Source organism: Oceanobacillus alkalisoli (assembly GCF_021556485.1).
GTDB classification, from domain to species: Bacteria; Bacillota; Bacilli; order Bacillales; family Amphibacillaceae; genus Oceanobacillus; species Oceanobacillus alkalisoli.
This window is the reverse complement of record NZ_JAKGBW010000005.1, coordinates 24,829-44,479: the sequence shown is the minus strand read 5'-3', so window position 1 is coordinate 44,479 and position 19,651 is coordinate 24,829. Positions and strand designations below refer to the sequence as shown.

The window sequence follows — 19,651 nt, the reverse complement described above, 5'->3', positions numbered from 1 at the left end:
TTTGGTCAATATCCATTGAAACTGTAAATATAGGTTTTAATTTACTAGGAATTGTCTGATTCAATATAATCACCCCTTATTACAAATCATCTCACATTATATTATAGTATTCTAAATAATCACTATACTATTCCTGTAGTAAGTATCCTTGATATGTTGTGACGTGTCTTAGAACACAAAATATCGTGTCCGCAGTTCGACATTGCAACTATTTATACTTTGAACTTTGTTCATCCACTAGACAAATAAAGTTCAATTTGTTATTATAAAAATTAGAAAGCATTTACAATTCAGTTTTTTTCAATTTACATTGCTGACTGTTTTTGACGAATCAGAAGGTAGTTCTACATAACTTAAACGAATCATTTTATCATGAATATATGAAGAGAATGTTCGAGGGCATATAACAATTTTGTGATTGCCCAACCGTAATATGAAGGGAATTAGTCAAAATTAAATTGCAAGGTTATCAGCTTGAAGAAGATAGATTAGAGGTTAGAACGAATAGAGAATGCTCACGCAAAGGAGGTTGAATATTCATTTTCTAATTGAAGAAGAAAGTATGGTGCTGTATTTACAATAAAGGGGTTTCCTTTATCAGCAACGCTTGACAGTTATAAGTGATTCTATCCAAATTAGATAAGGATTGGTATCTAAACCAAACTCATGAAATGAGGTGATACATCGATTTTCTTACAACCTAATTAGTATATCCATTAATTGACCGATGCTTGGAGCGATTAATCTACTAAGGGGGATTTTATTCCATGTTAAAAGTCTTGAAGAAAACTATTATTTTCGGTATGGTTTTAGCTTTATTATTACCAATTGGAGCAGGCCATGTACTTGCTCAAAATTCTGAGTCAATTTATGCGACAGACGTTGCTCCTATGGATGAAAGATTTGAACGTTCTTTTGGAATTGGGGCAGCGGTGGAACCCTTTCAATTGGAGGGTGAATCAGCTGAGGTATTAAAATACCACTATAATAGCATTGTTGCAGAGAATACTATGAAACCGATGTATATCCTGCCGGAAGAAGGAGAATTTTACTGGGAAGATGCCGACAAGATTGTTAATTTTGCTAAAGAGAATGACATGTACTTACGGTACCACACACTTGTTTGGCATAGCCAAGTGGCAGATTGGTTCTTTCTAGATGAAGAAGGAAACCCAATGGTTGAAGAAGAAGATCCTGAAAAACGGGAAGTAAATAAACGACTTCTATTAGACCGAATGAGAGATTATATTAAAACGGTTGTATTGCGTTATAAAGATGAGGTGGATGCCTGGGATGTCGTGAACGAAGTGATGGATGACGGTGGCGGATTAAGAGAGTCGGAATGGTATCAAATTACTGGAACAGACTTTATTAAAGTAGCTTTCGAGACGGCAAGAGAATATGCTGGCGAAGATGCCATGCTGTATATCAATGATTATAATAACGAAGTAGACAGTGTGAAAAGAGATGACTTTTATAATCTAGTAAAGGAATTACTTGACGAAGGGGTTCCTATTGATGGGGTTGGCTTACAGTCACATATCCAACTTAATTGGCCTTCCATTGAGGAAACTAGAGAGGCCATTCAAATGTATTCGGATTTAGGTTTAGATGTTCAAATAACGGAACTGGATGTTAGTATCTATGGTTAGCCACCAAGCGGAGAATATGAAACAGAAGATGAAATTCCAGCAAGCATTCTTGAAGAACAGGCAAATCGATATAGAGAACTATTCAGCTTATATGAAGAAATGGATGATGCTATCAGCAATGTAACGTTTTGGGGAATTGCCGATAACCATACTTGGTTAGACGACCGCGCCAAGGAATATAGTGATGATGGAAGAGGAAAGGATGCCCCCTTCGCCTTTGATACAAAATACAATGTAAAACCTGCTTATTATGCAATAATGGGGCTAAAGGATCCCAGGGATTATTCTAGCACTTTCTTATCACCAATCAAATCAAATGAATTAAACAACATTAAACAAGGGCGAACAGTTCCAGTGAAATTAAAGTTAACAGATGAGTTAGGTCATGATGCAATAGGTGTAGAGGCAAAACTTTATGTTACAGAGGTATCTGATGATGGGACATTGGGTTCTAAAGAAGAGGCCAAATCTAGTGGGAAAGCAAATATAGGGAACCTCTTCCGTTCTGCAGGGAATGGTAAGTATATTTTCAACTGGAATACAAAATCACTGGCAAAAGGGATGTATCAGCTTAGTGTAGAAGTCGACAACTATACTTTAGACACTGTTCAAATAGATTTAAGATAACAGATAAGGAACTGGAATACATGAGAGAGTTTACGTAAAGTGGACCCTTTCTATTTGTGTAAACCAGGCGTAAAGAGGAACTTATGTTGGTAATAATAGCAACAATCTTGATTGTGGGAAACTTAAGTAAAAAAGCATTTCATATAAATAACTTTATCGTTTTATTTTGGTTAACTAATTAACCTTATTTGGGTCAACATTTGGAGACGGAGTAAGTTGTAAACCCGTATTCAAACAACGCATACAAGAATCAAGCACTTCCTGCTAAGATAGAAATATCAATTGAAGGAGGTGCTTTTCTATGTCACCTGAAGAAGTGATCATCGTCCCCATAACACTCCATCTTTAAGAGACAGAATCTACGTTAGCCATTCCACCCGTTTCCTCGGCAGCTCCTGTTTGGACGATGAAATCAGGGAGTCTTGAACTTTCCCTCTTTAATGGTGTGGATGAGCATATCATTCAAACTATAATGAAGGAGTTGAAAAATCGATGAAGCAAGATTACACAGACGCCAAAAACATTTATATCATTTGCGGCAAAACAGATAGGAGAAAGAGAATTGACAGACTAACTACGCTCGTGTAAGATAACTCCGATCTAGATCCATATGGAGATTCCATCTTCTAATTTTTCAGTTGGAGCAAAGACCGTTATAATAAAAACATCATCTTAAACCTCTTTTCCCTTCCACTAATTTATCCAAGCCCTTCTAAACAATAAAAAAAGAACGAACCCACTCCCCTTGAACAAGGGATGAGTGGATTACGTTCCCGCTCTTGCGATTTATTCACTTAACCATTCATTAACTAAATCTTGATTTTCGTCTACCCATTTTTCTGCACCAACGATTGGATCTTCTCCTGCCTCTTCGGCTTCAGCTACATAACTCATTAATGCACCAATGGAATCATCATCCATCTTCCAGTTCTTCAACCACTGATCGACTTCCGGGTAATCGTCAGCGAAACCTAATCGTTTCGCGTGATGAATTTTTTCTGTTTCTCCGAACATGTTTTTAGGATCGTCCAGATATTTTAAATCCATTTCTGAAAACACACGATGCGGGTTCCATAATGGAGCGACAATCGGCTCCTCCGCTCGGATTGCTTCCTCAATTGCTGTAAGCATCGCTGGTTCGGAACTTGGTATAAGCTCAAAGTCCAGCTCATATTCCGCAATCATATCTTCGGTAGTATCCATCGTTCCAGCACCCGGATCGAAGCCTGTAATCCTACTCTCAAACAGTTCTTTGTTCTCATTTAAATCTTCAATACTATTGATATCTTCCATATAAGCAGGTACAACTAATCCAACCTTCGCATTGTCATACCAAACTTCTTCTGAAAAATCGATTTCCTCTTCATATTTCTCAAAATAGTTCTTATCTTGAACCGGAAGCCAAAATTCCAAGTTGACATCCAATTCATCATTTGCGAGTGCCGCCATTTGTGTTCCCATATCTAATAAGTGAAACTCAACATCATATCCTTCTTCTTCCAGAATGACTTTCCACATATTAGTAACAGCAATATTTTCTGCCCAACTAATTTGTCCCATATCTATCGTTTCATCCGTACTTTCCGCAGCAGCACTTTCTGACGACGCGTCTTCTGCATCTCCATTTCCACATGCTGCAAGAACACCTATAATCAATAATGTAACGACAAATAATATTCCCCTTCTAAAACTCATGAATCAAATTGCCTCCTATAATTATTAAGTATCTTCATTTTCCTTTGGTAAAAATTCAAATATTTCTCCTGAACGAATACTTGCTACTAATTTTCTTAGCCATCGATAATATACCTTCGATTCATTCAGTAATTTATAATGTTCTTTCGCTTCTTCCCTTATTTCTTCAGCTACAGACTCGTCATTTATAATTTCATCCAGTTCCTTTTCAGCAAGTTGAACGGCATCCAAGTTCATACTCACTTCACGCTCCCACTGCTGACAATAGAAGGACATGAAGGTATTGAAGAAATTTTTTTCCGCTGCATACGTATGTTTCCTGGTTCCTCTTGTATACACACGTTTTACATAACCGATGTTCTGCAATTTACGTACACTGGTACTCATACTTGCTTTAGTCATCCCGACTTCTTCAAGCATCTCATCCAAGTTCATTTTATCTTCCAAATACATTGTGGCGTACAACCTACCGGCGGCTGGTGTCACTCCGTATAAATCCATTGTCTCAGCGATAGCGCCAATGACTTGATCCTTAGCAAACTCCAACTTTTCTCTTGCTTCTTTATTGTTTAAGCTTTCCAATGGCTTACTCTCCTTGTACATTGTTCAGTTTGTTAAATTTTTTCTTAACGAATTTAATGTTACTGTTTTTAAAATAAATGTCAAGTTAAAAATAAAGGAAAACCTGCTCTACTCCTTATCTATCAAGGGATGACCAAATAATTATTTTTTCAAAAAGTATATTTAATTTGTAGCCTGCTAATCAAAATACATTTAATTTTCTTTGACACATGTTTTTTTATATGCTAGATTAAGTTTGTTCAAAACGTTAAATTTTTTCTTAACAAACTTAACGACAAGTAATCATGTACGAGGAGGTTTCGGTATTGGATATTAGAAAACAATATATAAATGGCCAATGGGTGGAAGCTATCTCTGGTAATACAAGAGATATTATCAATCCATATAATCAAGAGGTCATTGCAGTGGTTGCGGAAGGGAACGCGCAAGATTCCAAGAAAGCAATCGCTGCAGCAAGAGAAGCATTTGACCATGGGGAATGGCCAAATACACCGGCAACAGAGCGAGCAAAGATTGTTCACAAGATTGCGGATCTTATTGAACGCGATCAAGAAGAGCTTGCGAAGCTTGAATCATTAGATACCGGAAAAACGCTGGAAGAAAGCCGGTGGGATATGGAAGATATTGCTGGTGTCTTCCGTTACTTTGCCGAGCTTGCCGATAAAGATGGTGGCGAAATAATAAACTCTCCCATCCCAAATTCGATCAGCAAAGTAGTGAAAGAACCTGTTGGAGTCTGTGGGCAAATTACTCCTTGGAATTACCCGCTACTTCAAGCTTCTTGGAAACTAGCTCCAGCACTCGTGACTGGAAATACACTCATCATCAAGCCGAGTGAAATTACGCCACTTACACATATTAAAATCTTTGAACTAATCGAAGAAGCTGGTGTACCTAAAGGTGTCGCGAACCTTGTACTCGGTCCTGGAAACACAGTTGGCGCAGAGCTTTCCAATCACGAAAATGTGGATTTAATCTCATTTACCGGCGGAATTGAAACAGGAAAAACGATTATGCAAGCTGCAAGTCACAATATGAAAAAAATCGCACTCGAACTCGGGGGCAAGAACCCGAATATTATTTTCGCGGATGCTGATTTAGAAGTAGCAATCGATCAGGCGTTAAACGCTGTTTATTTCCATGCTGGACAAATCTGCTCTGCTGGAACACGAATCATTGTTGAAGAAAGCATCCACGATCAATTTATCGACGCACTGACGGAACGAGTGAAAAAGATTAAGCTAGGAAATGGTTTTGATGAATCAACACAAATGGGACCACTTATTTCTAAAGAGCATTTAAACAAAGTAGAAAATTATGTGGAACAAGGCATCAAAGAAGGTGCAACAGTCGCGGTCGGGGGCAAACGTCCAGATGATGCAGAACTCCAAAATGGATTTTTCTATCTACCTACCATTTTGACAAATTGTACGACTGACATGCGTGTGGTGCAAGATGAAGCATTCGGTCCTGTTATAACAGTGGAAAAATTCGCGACCGAAGAAGAAGCTATTAAACTGGCAAATGATTCGATTTACGGATTATCCGGCGGTGTATGGACTAAAGATATCGCCAAAGCGGAACGTTGTGTCGCTAAAATGCGCATGGGTACCGTATGGATTAATGATTTTAACATCTACTTCCCGCATGCACCTTGGGGTGGCTATAAACAATCAGGAAATGGCCGCGAACTAGGAGTCATGGGACTGGAAGAATACCAAGAAACAAAACATATTTTCCATAATTTAAAACCAGAAACAATGAACTGGTTCTAATCAAAAGAGCGTAAATGCCCTTACAGGCTAAGTTCGCGATCGTCTTCGCAACGCCTGTACTAGCACATCCAGTAGTCGCAGCGACGTACAAACTGTGCCTCCCAGGACGTGAGGTAGTTCGATGTTGCCCCAGGATGGGGTGAACTTAATCGAACTTCCCCTTTCCGCAATGAGATAAAGGAAACACGCCCCTTTAGGGGTAGACGTGAGTTGAGCCTTGGCCCGAACTTAGTCGACCTTCCTTTAGTTTTGAGTCGATGTTGACTTATCGATTGGAGGAGAATGAAGTTTGCTAGTTGCTGGGCGCAGATTGGATGCGGCTGTTACATTATAAATAGTCTACAGTAAAAATTATAATTACTTTAATCAAAATTACAGGAGGATTTTAATAATGAGTTTAAATATGAAAGTAGAACAAATGTATAATTTCCATCAATTCGAATTACCAACAGCAATCAAACACGGCATTGGATCCATCAAGCATATTGGAGAAGAGGTTAAAAATCTTGGTGTGACAAAAGCGTTACTCGTAACCGATCCTGGAATCTATGAAGCTGGTGTAACAAAGTCAATTGAAAAATCTTTAAAAGAGGCTGGAATCGAAATTTCTTTATTTAATAAAGTAGAACCAAACCCTCCTGTACGTCTTATTGCAGAAGGCAGCAAACAGTACAAGGAAGATAATTGTGATGGACTCGTAGCAGTCGGAGGCGGAAGCTCCATGGATACAGCAAAAGCAATTGGTGTTGAAGTAGCTCATAACGCTCCCGTTTTAGAATATGAAGCAGCAGAAGGCAAAAAGCCACTTGAAAACCGAATTCCACCATTAACTACAATCCCTACGACAGCTGGCACTGGTTCGGAAGTAACACAATGGGCAGTGATTACAGATGAGGAACGTGAATTCAAATTTAATACAGGCGGGCCACTTATCGCTGCGCACTTAACGATTATTGATCCAGAGTTACATGTTTCCATGCCCCCACACGTAACAGCAATGACAGGTATTGATGCACTTGCACATGCGATCGAATGCTACACGATGCATTATGCCCAACCGGTTACAGATGCAGTCGCACTACTTGCAATCGAATATGTTGGAAAATATATTCGTCGTGCTTACGCAGATGGCGGTGACATTGAAGCAAGATACGGAATGGCTCAAGCTGCCATGCTTGCAGGATTATCTTACGGAAGTGAATCAGCAGGAGCAGCGCATGCAATGTCTCAAACACTCGGTGGTATTATCCCGGTTGCACATGGTCAGTGTGTTGCAACGATGATGGGCCCTGTCATGGAATATAACTGGAAAGGTCATCCAGCTAAATTTGCTCGAATCGCACAAGCGCTCGGCGTGAATACATTCAATATGACAACAGACGAAGCAGCAAAAGCAGCGGTTAATGAAGTTTATAAACTTGCAGAAGACTTGGATATCCCGAATTTAGAAGAACAAGGCGTATCCCCTGACATGATTGACAGACTTTCAAAAGAAGCGATGAAAGATCCGCAAACAGTAGGTAACCCACGCGACTTGACAGAAAAAGATTATCAGTGGATTTACAAACGTTGCTTTAACTTAGTTCCTAAAACTCTTTAATTATTAATCAAGCGTTCATTCAGCCCCGTTCATTATTCATAATGAACGGAGCTGTTTTTATTTTTTTAAGTCGGAGAGACAGGCTTGTTGTCCGATTGTCTTAATAATCGTGGTCGATATACATTGGGATAAGTCATTCGTAATTGGCCAGATCACAATGATAATAACTGGAAACATTGCATATTTTCATGTACAATGGATATAGATAAACGGAGAAGTGCGCTAACACTTCTCCATGCAGCCTCTACCGACAGGGTGACGGTTGTCAAATTGGTTACTTTTGAGAACCACCCTTTTGCTTCTGACGGCTTGGGGTGGTTTTCTTTTGTTTTAGAAAGGTTTTTTTGAAGATGTGCGCACTCATTGCACGAACAACTCCTTTTAGTACCTCTTTAAAAAACTCAAGAAATGTTTCCGTGATTATCACCTCCTTCCTTGTCCATTTAGACAAGAAAAGAAGAATGACAACCACCCCCCCTCACAATATTCAGCTGCTCATTCATTACACCAAACGTATGTTTCTATTATAAGCATATCATTCAACAAAATAAGAGGAGTAAGCATAGTGTCCCGACAAAAAAAGGAGTCTGTATAGTTTTATTATGTTTCGAACTGAATGAATTTCATAATTACCAAAGTCGGCTATTCCATCACCATATGTAGTTGGGAACGAACCAACTCAACTACTTATGGTGATGGTGAAGCATTAAATACGTATTATGAAATTCATTAAACTGTTTTGATTCAATCAGCTTACCACAAAAAACTCGCTATTGTATATAAGTTCAATAGCGAGCTTTGTAATTTCTGACATTAATTATGAAAACGCCATTTTCACTTTTTCTTTTTAAATGTCTTAAATAGGAAATAAATGAGTATTGCCACCACCGCATAAATCATAAACATCACCATAAATCCCCATAACCCCGCTACTGCATCCGCAAACTCCATATTTCCTCTGTTCGTGATTGCTTGCTGCAGCTCGATTGCAAAGACGAGGACAACCATAACGGTAAATGTATAAACAAAGGAAAGAATCATCGTACTCCACTTCATTTTTTCAATGATTTTAAAGAAAAAATACACCATGAAGAACGTTACCATTCCAATAATACCGATGATCCAGAAATGAAGCTGCTTATCTGTCATATGTAAACCGAACATATCGGTCAATATATCATGGATATCATTCACAATTTCCGCCAATATAATAACTATTTCTTTCACTGGAAGCCTCCTAAAACTACTTTAAATAACGATAGTCTTAGTTTACTATAAATCTATAATAATAGACATAGGGCTTTACACTACACCTAAAGGTTATGTCCTAACCTCTTCTTCATCAATCCTTATCTTTCTTGAGTAACTCTTGCGTAAACCGAATATCATCAGTAAAATAACCATCTACATTCAGCTCATACACCCGCTCCTGCTCTTTCCTCGTTGTCACCTCATCATTGAAAAACACATGCACTTCTTTTCCTTGCCGGTGTAATTCATTAACACTTTTCATTGTAACGTCCGTTGCTTCTATGCCAATAATCGGATAATCAGACGTCTTTGCTTTTCTTTAAATTGAATTTTTCTTTGCCAAACAGAAGGGTGAGCGGAATTTCTGGTGCTAACGTTTGGATTTTTTCTAAACTTTCCTCTGAGAAAGACTGGATTGTGACGAGATCTTGGGAGAGTAAGTCATATTCGAGTAACAGCTCGATTAACGGTTCTTCCATGACAAGTTCCCCATGAACCAATCTCGTTTCAATATAATAGTGCTCCGTGTCCCGAAACGTTTCGAGAATCTCTCTTAATGTAGGGATTTCTTCCATTGTTCGCTGCTCTCCAAACACTTCCGACGTTTCAAGTTCCTTTATTTCCTGCAATGAATAGTCCGTTGCATTCCCCGTTCCATTCGTTGTCCGGTCGATCGTTTCGTCATGCATAGCAATGAGTGCACCATCTGCCGTCATTCGTAAATCAATCTCCAGGGCATCAACACCGTCTTCAGCAGCTATTTTATACGCCGTAATCGTACTTTCATTAAAGCGATCATTCGCCCCGCGATGTGCAATAACTTTTGGGGAATCAACGATGGCTGGTTCGGGCTCCACTTCCCGTTCCATAACGAGATAAGCACCAGCGAAAACAATACAACTTACACATAAGATACCGATTACCTTTTTAAGCAAGGGATTTCCTTTTATTTCGATCGTTTAGGGCTTCTTCAGGGAAATCCGTAATAATCGCTTCCACACCCAAATCGAGTAATTGTTTTATTTCATCCTGCTCGTTAACCGTCCAAATCCGCAATTTCTTTACTATATCTCTCCCATAAAAGGTATCGGAAAATGCAATCCGTTTGGATACATGTAATGCCTCAAGCTCCAAACTATGTAAATAATCCTCGGGATGCGCTATCCTTTGATCCAGTAACCAAGCAATTTCTGCATCCGGGTCCAACTGTTTCATCCGCAAGAGGCTAGGTAAATGAAAAGAGGAATAAATGACTTTGCGACCATTCCCATATTCCTTTACGAGGGCTAATACTTTCTCTTCGATGCCCTCGTATTGAAAGAGACTGGTCTTTAATTCAATATTTAATTCGATTTTATACGGTGCTAACAGCTCCAGCACTTCCTGAAGGGTTGGCACACGTTCTGCAGACCAAATCACTCGATCATAATTCTTAAGATGAGCATACTTTACACCTGCACTATATTGTTTGATTTCTTGTAAGGTCAGGTCTTTTACAAATCCGGTTCCATCTGTCGTTCGCTCTAACGTCTCATCATGGATAACGACAACCTCCCCATCTTTTGTAAGTTGTACATCCAGTTCAATCCCATCTGCGCCTTGGCGGATCGCTTGAAGAAATCCGAGTAACGTATTTTCCGGGAACGTTCCCATACACCCGCGATGCCCATAAATCTTCGTCTCTGTCATCGTAACACTTCCCTTTCATGGATAATCAGAAAGGGAATAAAGCATCTGATCATACTTTATTCCCTCTCATTCTTTTATTAAAAATTATTCTCCTCGTGCTGCGTTTGCTTGTTCGATTGCTGTATTAAATTGATCGACTGCTGTGTTATACGCGTCGTCTACCTCGCCACCGTTATAAACCGTTTCAAGTGCTGTTTCCATAATTTTACGGCCTTCTGGAATCATATCCATTAATGCGCCTTGGGTTGCGAACGATGACGTTGTTGCTTGTAATTGCTCAACCGTCACGTTTAATTGTGGCATTTCTTCGTGTGCATCAACGGCAACTTGCTCATCATATGCAGCCGGATTGATTGCAAAATAACCTGTTCCCACATGCCACTCTGCTTGAATTTCCGGTGTTTGTAAATACTTCATGAAGTCCCAAGCAGCATTTGTTTCTGCTTCCGGCTTCCCGTCAATCATCCAAAGACTTGCCCCGCCGATGACAACACCTGCGCGTTCTTTTTCCTCCGGGTGTGGCAAAAATGCGATACCTACTTCAAATGGTGCGTTATCAATCACATCTCTTGAACTAGCTGAAGATTGTAAGAACATCGAGACATCCCCTGCTAAGAAACCGGAAACCATGTTGTCACCATTCGTTCCATAGTTAGCGAATGTTTCATCATTAACCATACGCTCTACCCATTCAAAGATTGATTTCCCTTCTTCTTCTGTCCAGCCAATTTCAGTTGGTGTATCCGTTCTTCCGTTATCATTGTTTAATAATAAGGCGCCCTGGTTGGCCAGCAGTTGTTCATATAACCAGCCATAAGCCTGCAGTGCAAATCCTTTCATGTCTAGATTAGCTTCCACAATTGCCTTACTTGCTTCTTCTACTTCCTCAAATGTTTCTGGTGGAGCTTCCGGGTCTAGCCCCGCTGCTTCAAAAGCATCCTTATTATAATACATAACCGGTGTGGAAGAGTTGAATGGCATCGAGTAGAACGTTCCATCTAAGGAATAATAGTTAATAATATTTTCCTCTAAACCGCTCATATCATAACCATCTGCATCAACCAATTCTTGAATTGGTAAAATGCTGCCACTATTAATCATCGACATCGTGCCAATTTCGAACGTTTGGATAATAGTTGGTGCACTGTCTGTACCGGCAACACTATTAAATTTCGTCAATGCTTCATCATATGAACCTTGGTATTCTGCATTCACTTGAACTTCATCCTGGGAACTATTATAGCTGTCAACAATCGCATTTAATGCTTCCTGACCAGCCCCACCCATCGAGTGCCAGAATGTAACGACTTGTTTTTCGTTATCTCCAGATCCCTCACTTGTACCTTCCGCGCCAGCAGTAGCACTATCAGCTGCCTCGTCCGCGTTTCCATCTGAACCACATGCTGCAAGGAATAATACGAACCCTAACATAAGTATCGCAAGTATCTTCTTCATTCTTTCATTACACTCCTTTTTTTATAAAAATTTTCGTTCATCCGCTCATTTTGAGCAGCTCCAACTTATTTCAAAGCACCTTCCGTTAATCCTTTTTGCAGCTTGCTTTGACCGAGGAATAAAAGAATTAAAGTAGGAATCACGACAATAACAGCACCTGCCATGATGACACCCCAGTCATTTAATTGCTCCTGTGTTTGTAATTGCTTTAAGCCGATTTGTACGGTACGAACATTGTCGTTCGTCGTTGTGAGGAGTGGCCATAAATACATATTCCACGAGGTTAAAAACCCGTACACACCTAAAGTTAGCAAACTAGTTCTCGCAACAGGTAAAACGACTGTTAGATAGAATTTAAAATCCCCCATCCCAGCAATCTGACTCGCTTCTCTTAATTCTTTCGGTATTTGTTTAAAGTTCTGCCGGAGTAAAAATGTCCCAAACGCCATCGCAAAGAATGGAACGGTCAGTCCCGGATAGGTATCAATCCACCCTAAATCACGGATGATATGGAAGTTCGGAATAATCGATGCTTCAAAAGGAACCATCATCGTCGCAATGAAAACAAAGAATAAGAGATCTCTCCCTTTGAACTCTAAAAAGACAAAGGCATAAGCGGCTAAACTTGATAAAATTAATTGTCCAAGCATAATCACTAAGGAAATGATTAAGCTATTCAACAGATATTTAAGTAATGGGAACTGCCCGAACGCCCTGACATAATTATCAAAGGATAACGATGTAGGCAGGCTTCCCGTCATAATGTCTTTGTTCGACATAAAGCTCATGGCAAACGCCATTAATGTTGGCGCAAAGACGAGAAATCCTGAAATAATCAGTAAGATATAAAATATAACTTTTCGACCTGTTGGAATTGTCATTGGTAATGAACCTTCCTTTCACCAAACTTGAATTGCAGGAAAGTCATGAGTAATATAATGATGAACAATAATACCGCCTGAGCACTTGCCGATCCGAACTTATAGTTTACAAACGCTTCCCGGTATATGGAATAGACGACAAGGTTCGTTGAATTCACCGGACCGCCTTGTGTTAAAATATCAATCTGCCCAAAGGTTTGAAAGGCATTGATAATCGTTACGGTCACCACAAAGAATAAGGTTGGCGAAAGCATCGGGATTGTGATTCTTCTTAACTTATAAAAATAACCGGCACCATCAATATCCGCACTTTCATATAAAGAAGAGTCAATCGATTGCAGCCCGCCTAATAAAATGAGAAAGGTAAAACCGATATTCATCCATATCGTTGTAATGGCTATCGCAAACAGTGCCCAAGACGGGTCTGTCAGCCAGCCAATCCCCTCTGCACCAATGGCGTTTAACAACAGATTTAACGGACCCATGGACGGGTGAAATAAATAAAGCCAGAAGACAGACGCTGCCGCAACCGAAATTCCCATGGTTGATGAATAAATCGTACGGAAAAAACCGATTCCCTTTAATTTCTCATTTGCAATCACCGCCAAAAACAAACTAATAATAATCGTAATTGGAACGGTGTATAGAACAAATAAAAAGGTTGACTTCATGCTCTGCAAGAAAATCGGGGAAGTGAACATCGTCACGTAATTTTCCCAACCAACAAAAACAGTTGTTGCCCCTGCGGCATCCGTTAGGAAAAAACTTAAATAAATGGTGCGAGCGAGCGGGTAGAATAGAAACACGCTAAACAGAACAATCGAAGGCAGTAAGAACAACATGCCTTTAGAAAAGTTTTTCATCCGCTGCTTCTTTTTCACTTGTTCAAAATTTATTTGGCTTTTAGGCGTTTGTTGAATCGCTGTACTATTCATACTCATGCCGTTACGACCTCTTGCTGTTTGCCCGCTCTTGCCGGCTTGATCAATAATCCTGTATCCGAATCAAAGAAGCATAGATTTTCAATTGCAATATGTACTGGAACCTTCTCCCCTACTTGCACGTCCCATTGTCCCGGCCATTTAGCCGTCCAAACTTCCGCACCGACTTCAAACGCAACTAACGTTTCATTTCCCAACTGTTCTACATTTATCACTTCTATCGTGTGCGTCGTGTTGCCTGCAGTCCCTGGAAAAAGATGTTCCGCTCGTATACCAATCGTTACGTTCGGGTAGCGTGGTACATTGTTGATAACGGGATCTATCTCTAGATGAAGTGCATCATCAATCACAAGTTGATTCCGGTCAGCATGAAAAACAGCCTTCCCCATATTCATTTTCGGTGAGCCGATAAAAGAAGCTACAAATAAATTTGCAGGTTCATTATATAAGGTAATCGGTTTTCCGACCTGCTGAATCTTCCCATCATTCAACACCATAATTCGGTCCCCCATTGTCATCGCTTCGACTTGATCATGGGTCACATACACCATCGTCATCCCCAGCCTTTTTTGCAAACGACGAATCTCCATTCGCATTTGCCCCCGAAGTTTAGCGTCTAAATTGGAAAGCGGCTCATCCATTAAACAAAGTGGCGCCTCACTCACGACCGATCTCGCTAATGCGACACGCTGCCTCTGTCCTCCTGAAAGCTCCTTTGGCTTCCGTTTTAACAGCTCACTTAGCCCCATCATTTCTGTAGTTTCGATAAGTCTCTTTTGTTGCTCCTCTTTATCTACTTTTTTCGCATTTAAACCGAAAAGAATATTTTGCTCCACAGATAAATGTGGATATAGCGCATAATTTTGAAAGACCATCGACAGATTTCTATCTTTTGGTGGCAGGTGATTCACAATCTCGTCACCAATTTTCAATGTGCCGGATGTAATATCCTCAAGGCCCGCAATCATGCGAAGTAACGTACTTTTACCAGATCCAGACGGACCAACCAGTACAAAAAACTCCCCTTCTTCAATGGATAAATTAATTTCGTCTAATACGTTTTTCTGCTTATCGTATGACTTTGAAATATCCCCCAAATCAATTTGGCCCATATGTCTCCCTCCTTTTATTGAACAAGTTTTATTAAACCATATTTTTTTAGGAAAAAGTTTAAATTTACAAAATCGTTACAAGGGATTAAGGTGGGGTTAATATTATTCATGGTGGGTTAATAATGGGATGTCACTAAAGGGGGAAATATCCATTTTCACAAAAAATGCCAAAATAGATAAGAAAACAAAACAAACATATAGGTACCGAATTTAAATATTAAAGTCATAAAGCCCATGTCTCCTCCACTTTCATTCCCCCGAACAATCAAGTATAATGTAATAAAGGCGGTGTTTATATTGGGTTTATTAAATGAAAAACACAGTAGCTACAACGAATTCATAAATATGAGAAAAGAAACAAATGATGTTCTTGAATATGTTGATGGCGTTGTGTATATGTCTCCTTCGCCGAATATAAAACATCAACGAATTTCAACTTTTTTACAAGGTGAATTGTACAACGCACTCAAAGATAAAAAATGTGAAGTGTTTTCTGCACCTACCGATGTTCTATTTGACGCAGTTAATCATGACGATAAAAAGATAGTTGTTCCAGATCTATTTGTTACGTGCAATCCAGACAATCTAACAGAGAACGAACACATAGGAGCGCCTGATTTCATCATAGAAATTTTGAGCCCATCTAACATATCCCATGATATTGTCACGAAACTGAACCTTTATATGAAAAACAATGTAAAGGAATACTGGATTATCGATCCACTCCAGAGACATATATTGGTATACAACAGAGACAAAAACAATGAAATCAGATATGATGTTTTACATGTTGAGGAGAGTATAAGATCAAAAACAGTACCCTCCTTAGAGCTAAATTTATCAGATGTTTTCCAACTTTGAGCAAAACGTTTAAAATAGAGCACAAGCACACATACTCTATTTTGACGCTAAACAATATACTACGATATTATTTGTACCTTAAAAGAGACCTATCCTGGTCTTTTTTTCAATTACTTCATAATGTAATGAATTTCATAATACGTATTTAATGCTTCACCATCACCATATGTAGTTGGGTTGATTCGTTCCCGACTACATATGGTGATGGAAAAGCCGACTTTGGTAATTATGAAATTCATTCGATGAATCAGATGCAAAAAAGATCGTTACAGTTTAATCTTAAACCACTTTCAAAAAAGGAAAATAACCATATGGAAGCTTTTCGGAATGATATCGAATTCTGCTATCCATGGCGTTCTTTTCAACAAAGGCGCTGAATGAGGTACATGAACATTTACATACTGGAAAGCTCCATTTAGTGGCACCTCCTGGTTCAGGGAAGACCGTGCTGGGCCTTGAGATCATGCTTCGGTTGAATAAAGCGACGATACCCGCACGAAAGAAGGAAGGCAACATTTGCTCAAAGCGAGAACAAGATCAATGTCAGCTATTTTTGTGAAAAAATTGGAGAGAATTAGTGAATGGCAATAGTGGCTTATGCTTAATTTTATGGTGTGTGATTATTTAGGGATAGTGCGCTTTGCCCGGTTAGCATGCAGGATGGTTCGGGGAGCGTAATTTGCTATATTAAAATGAAAAAGGAAGCTTGGCTGAAGTGCCTAGCTTCCTTTTTCATCTTTCTATTAGCATGTTTCTACATATCTTCCAATACCAGTATCTTTTCACAATAGATACAGCGAACCGAACATTAAGTTTTTATTTCCGCTATTCGTTACCGCATCTCAACTGGCCTTTCCCAATAATCCATATAACCCCGTACTATTTTCTTACCAGACTGCGCTTCAATCTGATTAACCAGTGCATTCCATTTCCCATTTCTCGCTTGTTCGTTTTTCGCAGTTTGAACATCCAGCGCTTTCTTTAATAACCGTTTTTCCATTTTTTCATCAAGATAACCTTGATCTTCTCCCAGTTCCACTAACTTCTCCAGTTCAGCTAAGGAGAGAATCGCTTCTACAGGAAACACTTCCTCCGTGACGTGGCCTGCCTCATCCCGGGCAATAACTGTTATTTCATAATTTCCAGGTGTATAATCTAAAGGTTCAATAGAAATTTCATCTTCCATTGTATTGTCTTCCATCTCAATGATAACTTCAGCTAAGTCCCCATCTTCATCGTACACATCAACTGGAATTTGATAGGATCCTGTAATATCAAATGTCGTGAAATCAGATATAGGATGAATGATTGGTGCAGAACCAGCACCTGCCGTCTTTTGGATATGGTCTTCATCCACTACTAATAACTGATACGTATCTTGGAAAATCGAAGCAATACCAGATACCGAGACCTTTTCCCCTTCTTCATAATTGCTTACAAATGTTTCATAAGAAATATTCGTTCGATCATCGACGCGCACTCTCGTCAAATTTTCACCGTTTCTTACATCAAATTCAAAGGCATTCCAGTAAGACACGATGTTTTCAATTTCACCTTGAAGCGTAACACGCTCGCCTTGGTTGGCATCATCTATTTTGTCGACCGCTACAAATTCTGGGAGTTCACTTTCTCCTATAACTTCAATTAGCTCAAGATCTGAAATTTGCTTTAACCCTTGATGTGTCGAGACGACTCCTTCAAGTTTCACTTTATCTCCAGGACGAAACGCCTCATTATGTTGAAACACATAAATGCCTGCCGTTTCATCTTGTACATAAAATCCTTGCCCACCGAAAAGTCCTGGTTCTGTTGTAATCACCCCTTCGACTGCAACAGACTTACCATCCGCTAGATTTCGAGCTTCCTGAATCGAACGGGTTACCGTTTCCTCATTATCTTCTTCCGCTTCACCGATAACCGCAGGATTTGTAATAACGTTTGTTGAACCTTGACGCAGACGGACATTCGCATTTCCATCCACATTTTCATTCAGCTGGACATTTAGCGTATGCCTTGCAATTCCTTCTTCATTTGCTGTAAGTGAAAAATGTTCACTATATCCATAATTAGCAGGCCAGCTTCCGTCAAGGTTCTGAACTTTGGCTACTTGTTGTCCACCTTCTAAGTAGATACCTAGATTGTAACCAGTAACCGTTTGACCAGGATCCAGACCTTCAGCCACTACTTCAATCGTAAAGATTTCATTATTTGGTAAAACTGACGCAAAATCCAAGGACATTTCTGGTTCTTTAACCGGATCTACGGATGAACCAAAAGAGCCTGGTGCAAATGTAGAGGGGTCAAACCAATCATATGATTCTAACGGTTTGGACCAAGGTTCTGCTTGAGGTTCTGTTGAATTTTCAGGTATTTCCTTATCCAAGAGCGGAGATCGCTCATCTAACGGGATACCTGCCTCAGCAAAACTTTCATAGGATTCGTCTTCTGCTAACCAATCGATCATATTTAATAATAATTCTCCGTTATCCGCATCTGTAAACCCATCATACGTTGTTTTCTTTGCACCGGTTTCTTCATTTCGGTATTTCGGTGTCGCATCTTCTACAGGAGAGGAATCCCCAATAAAGGCTGCCTTTCCTTCACTTAATTTGGAAATAGCGGCATACGGCCCCTCTTCTACGCCACCACCATGGTAAATTCCCTCGTCTACTGCTGGTCCCCATTTGTCACTCTCATCCAGACCATCCGGTAAGAAAAGGATACCTTTTGCAATTTCTGGATCGGTAATAGCCATCGTCGAACCAGCATGCATCGTTACTTCCTTAACACCTTCCGTAATTCCAAATGTCTCTGACGGATCCACTACTTGATCGGCCACAACGGTTCCCGGAGCATTGTACCTGAAACGGATACCAAAGTGATCGCTTAACCAATCAGAGCTTTCCACGCCTTGCATCGCTTCAGCATTTTTTTCTTCTTCTGACATCCCTTTCGTTGGATCGTTATGTGCCCCGCGACGGTAGCCATTCATAACTTCCGAAGAATCCCAGCGATTTTTATTTCGATCCGCATTGTAATGATCAGAAATAAAGAAAATACTGCCGCCATTTTCAACATACGTAATCATCGCATCCTGTTCTTCTTTTTTAAACGGGATATTCGCTTCCGGGATGACAAAGACATCATAATCTTCCAAGTCCTCTACAGCTAGTGGACCGTTTTTACGAAACTCTTCAACAAGATATCCATTAGCTGCTATCCCTTCAGCAAAATCGGAGAATGCCCCGTCGATCACCCAATCGGCTTGTCCAGCTGTTTGTGCGTGAGTATTGTCAAATAATACTTTCTTTCCATTCGGGTTTTCCGGCTGAATAACTGGAGCTGGATCATCCATTGTCTCCGCCTGAAACGGCAGTGGTAAAACGGTAATACTTACGACGAGCGTTAACAGCAACATCCATAAAGCATAAGCATTTCTTTTCACTTTTACCCTCCTAGTCAGATCATTTATTTTTCATATCCACTCTATCAAATCATTGTTGTATTCCTATTAAATATCTGTAAATTAT

Annotated in this window: 16 protein-coding genes and 1 pseudogene; 5 read left to right on the top strand and 12 right to left on the bottom strand. The window is 39.7% G+C overall.

What is annotated here, in order from left to right; translation table 11 throughout:
• Nucleotides 1-767 precede the first annotated feature (767 nt).
• Nucleotides 768-1,853: pseudogene (locus tag LZD48_RS06660) on the top strand (endo-1,4-beta-xylanase); the annotation flags it as partial.
• A 57-nt stretch (nt 1,854-1,910) separates the two neighbouring features.
• The gene (locus LZD48_RS06655; RefSeq protein ID WP_235762113.1) at nt 1,911-2,279 is read left to right on the top strand and encodes a PxKF domain-containing protein; all 369 of its coding nucleotides are present in this window, start codon (nt 1,911-1,913) and stop codon (nt 2,277-2,279) included.
• A 786-nt stretch (nt 2,280-3,065) separates the two neighbouring features.
• Here LZD48_RS06655 and LZD48_RS06650 read toward each other — a convergent pair.
• Nucleotides 3,066-3,974, bottom strand: a complete 909-nt coding sequence (locus LZD48_RS06650) for a glycine betaine ABC transporter substrate-binding protein (protein WP_235761959.1) — start codon at nt 3,972-3,974, stop codon at nt 3,066-3,068.
• Between the two features lie 24 nt (nt 3,975-3,998).
• Nucleotides 3,999-4,556 (bottom strand): choline uptake/conversion transcriptional regulator CudC, encoded by a 558-nt coding sequence (gene cudC / locus LZD48_RS06645; RefSeq protein WP_235761958.1) that lies wholly within the window; start codon nt 4,554-4,556, stop codon nt 3,999-4,001.
• 284 nt (nt 4,557-4,840) lie between these two features.
• Between cudC and betB the strand changes: the two genes are divergently transcribed.
• Nucleotides 4,841-6,331, top strand: coding sequence for a betaine-aldehyde dehydrogenase (gene betB, locus LZD48_RS06640; RefSeq protein WP_438822748.1), 1,491 nt, complete (start codon nt 4,841-4,843; stop codon nt 6,329-6,331).
• 391 nt (nt 6,332-6,722) lie between these two features.
• The gene (gene gbsB / locus LZD48_RS06635) at nt 6,723-7,931 is read left to right on the top strand and encodes a choline dehydrogenase (RefSeq protein ID WP_235761956.1); all 1,209 of its coding nucleotides are present in this window, start codon (nt 6,723-6,725) and stop codon (nt 7,929-7,931) included.
• 834 nt (nt 7,932-8,765) lie between these two features.
• On the opposite strand, the gene LZD48_RS06630 is transcribed toward gbsB, so the two are convergent.
• From LZD48_RS06630 to LZD48_RS06595, 8 genes are all read right to left on the bottom strand, one after another.
• Nucleotides 8,766-9,158, bottom strand: a complete 393-nt coding sequence (locus LZD48_RS06630; RefSeq protein ID WP_235761955.1) for a hypothetical protein — start codon at nt 9,156-9,158, stop codon at nt 8,766-8,768.
• A 115-nt stretch (nt 9,159-9,273) separates the two neighbouring features.
• On the bottom strand, nt 9,274-9,444 hold the full coding sequence (locus LZD48_RS06625; protein WP_235761954.1) for a hypothetical protein: 171 nt from the start codon (nt 9,442-9,444) through the stop codon (nt 9,274-9,276).
• 37 nt (nt 9,445-9,481) lie between these two features.
• Entirely contained in the window at nt 9,482-10,117 is a 636-nt protein-coding gene (locus LZD48_RS06620; protein WP_235761953.1) for a glycerophosphodiester phosphodiesterase, read from the bottom strand.
• Complete coding sequence (locus LZD48_RS06615; RefSeq protein WP_156857756.1) at nt 10,110-10,871, bottom strand: glycerophosphodiester phosphodiesterase; 762 nt, start codon at nt 10,869-10,871, stop codon at nt 10,110-10,112. The genes LZD48_RS06620 and LZD48_RS06615 overlap by 8 nt, the downstream gene beginning before the upstream one ends.
• Before the next feature lie 84 nt (nt 10,872-10,955).
• Nucleotides 10,956-12,326, bottom strand: coding sequence for an ABC transporter substrate-binding protein (locus LZD48_RS06610; RefSeq protein WP_235761952.1), 1,371 nt, complete (start codon nt 12,324-12,326; stop codon nt 10,956-10,958).
• Between the two features lie 65 nt (nt 12,327-12,391).
• On the bottom strand, nt 12,392-13,207 hold the full coding sequence (locus LZD48_RS06605; protein ID WP_156857758.1) for a carbohydrate ABC transporter permease: 816 nt from the start codon (nt 13,205-13,207) through the stop codon (nt 12,392-12,394).
• The gene (locus LZD48_RS06600) at nt 13,204-14,142 is read right to left on the bottom strand and encodes a carbohydrate ABC transporter permease (protein WP_235762112.1); all 939 of its coding nucleotides are present in this window, start codon (nt 14,140-14,142) and stop codon (nt 13,204-13,206) included. Before LZD48_RS06600 ends, LZD48_RS06605 begins: the two co-directional genes overlap by 4 nt.
• A gap of 2 nt (nt 14,143-14,144) precedes the next feature.
• Nucleotides 14,145-15,260, bottom strand: a complete 1,116-nt coding sequence (locus LZD48_RS06595) for an ABC transporter ATP-binding protein (RefSeq protein WP_235761951.1) — start codon at nt 15,258-15,260, stop codon at nt 14,145-14,147.
• A 297-nt stretch (nt 15,261-15,557) separates the two neighbouring features.
• Between LZD48_RS06595 and LZD48_RS06590 the strand changes: the two genes are divergently transcribed.
• Nucleotides 15,558-16,121, top strand: a complete 564-nt coding sequence (locus LZD48_RS06590) for a Uma2 family endonuclease (protein WP_235761950.1) — start codon at nt 15,558-15,560, stop codon at nt 16,119-16,121.
• 110 nt (nt 16,122-16,231) lie between these two features.
• Here the strand turns inward: LZD48_RS06590 and LZD48_RS18740 are convergent, their stop codons facing one another.
• Together LZD48_RS18740 and LZD48_RS06585 are read right to left on the bottom strand one after the other, a co-directional pair.
• Nucleotides 16,232-16,360 carry a hypothetical protein gene (locus LZD48_RS18740; RefSeq protein WP_255770789.1) on the bottom strand — a complete coding sequence of 43 codons (129 nt, stop codon included), beginning with the start codon at nt 16,358-16,360 and terminating at the stop codon, nt 16,232-16,234.
• A 593-nt stretch (nt 16,361-16,953) separates the two neighbouring features.
• Nucleotides 16,954-19,566, bottom strand: coding sequence for an endonuclease (locus tag LZD48_RS06585; RefSeq protein ID WP_235761949.1), 2,613 nt, complete (start codon nt 19,564-19,566; stop codon nt 16,954-16,956).
• Between the last annotated feature and the right edge of the window lie 85 nt (nt 19,567-19,651).

Excerpts from the sequence above, each read along its gene's own strand:
- LZD48_RS06655 (WP_235762113.1), top strand. The coding sequence starts at position 1,911 with ATGGGGCTAAAGGATCCCAGGGATTATTCTAGCACTTTCTTATCACCA.
- LZD48_RS06650 (WP_235761959.1), bottom strand. The coding sequence starts at position 3,974 with ATGAGTTTTAGAAGGGGAATATTATTTGTCGTTACATTATTGATTATA.
- betB (WP_438822748.1), top strand. The coding sequence starts at position 4,841 with ATGTACGAGGAGGTTTCGGTATTGGATATTAGAAAACAATATATAAAT.
- gbsB (WP_235761956.1), top strand. The coding sequence starts at position 6,723 with ATGAGTTTAAATATGAAAGTAGAACAAATGTATAATTTCCATCAATTC.
- LZD48_RS06625 (WP_235761954.1), bottom strand. The coding sequence starts at position 9,444 with ATGAAAAGTGTTAATGAATTACACCGGCAAGGAAAAGAAGTGCATGTG.
- LZD48_RS06615 (WP_156857756.1), bottom strand. The coding sequence starts at position 10,871 with ATGACAGAGACGAAGATTTATGGGCATCGCGGGTGTATGGGAACGTTC.
- LZD48_RS06610 (WP_235761952.1), bottom strand. The coding sequence starts at position 12,326 with ATGAAGAAGATACTTGCGATACTTATGTTAGGGTTCGTATTATTCCTT.
- LZD48_RS06605 (WP_156857758.1), bottom strand. The coding sequence starts at position 13,207 with ATGACAATTCCAACAGGTCGAAAAGTTATATTTTATATCTTACTGATT.
- LZD48_RS06600 (WP_235762112.1), bottom strand. The coding sequence starts at position 14,142 with ATGAATAGTACAGCGATTCAACAAACGCCTAAAAGCCAAATAAATTTT.
- LZD48_RS06595 (WP_235761951.1), bottom strand. The coding sequence starts at position 15,260 with ATGGGCCAAATTGATTTGGGGGATATTTCAAAGTCATACGATAAGCAG.
- LZD48_RS18740 (WP_255770789.1), bottom strand. The coding sequence starts at position 16,360 with ATGAATTTCATAATTACCAAAGTCGGCTTTTCCATCACCATATGTAGT.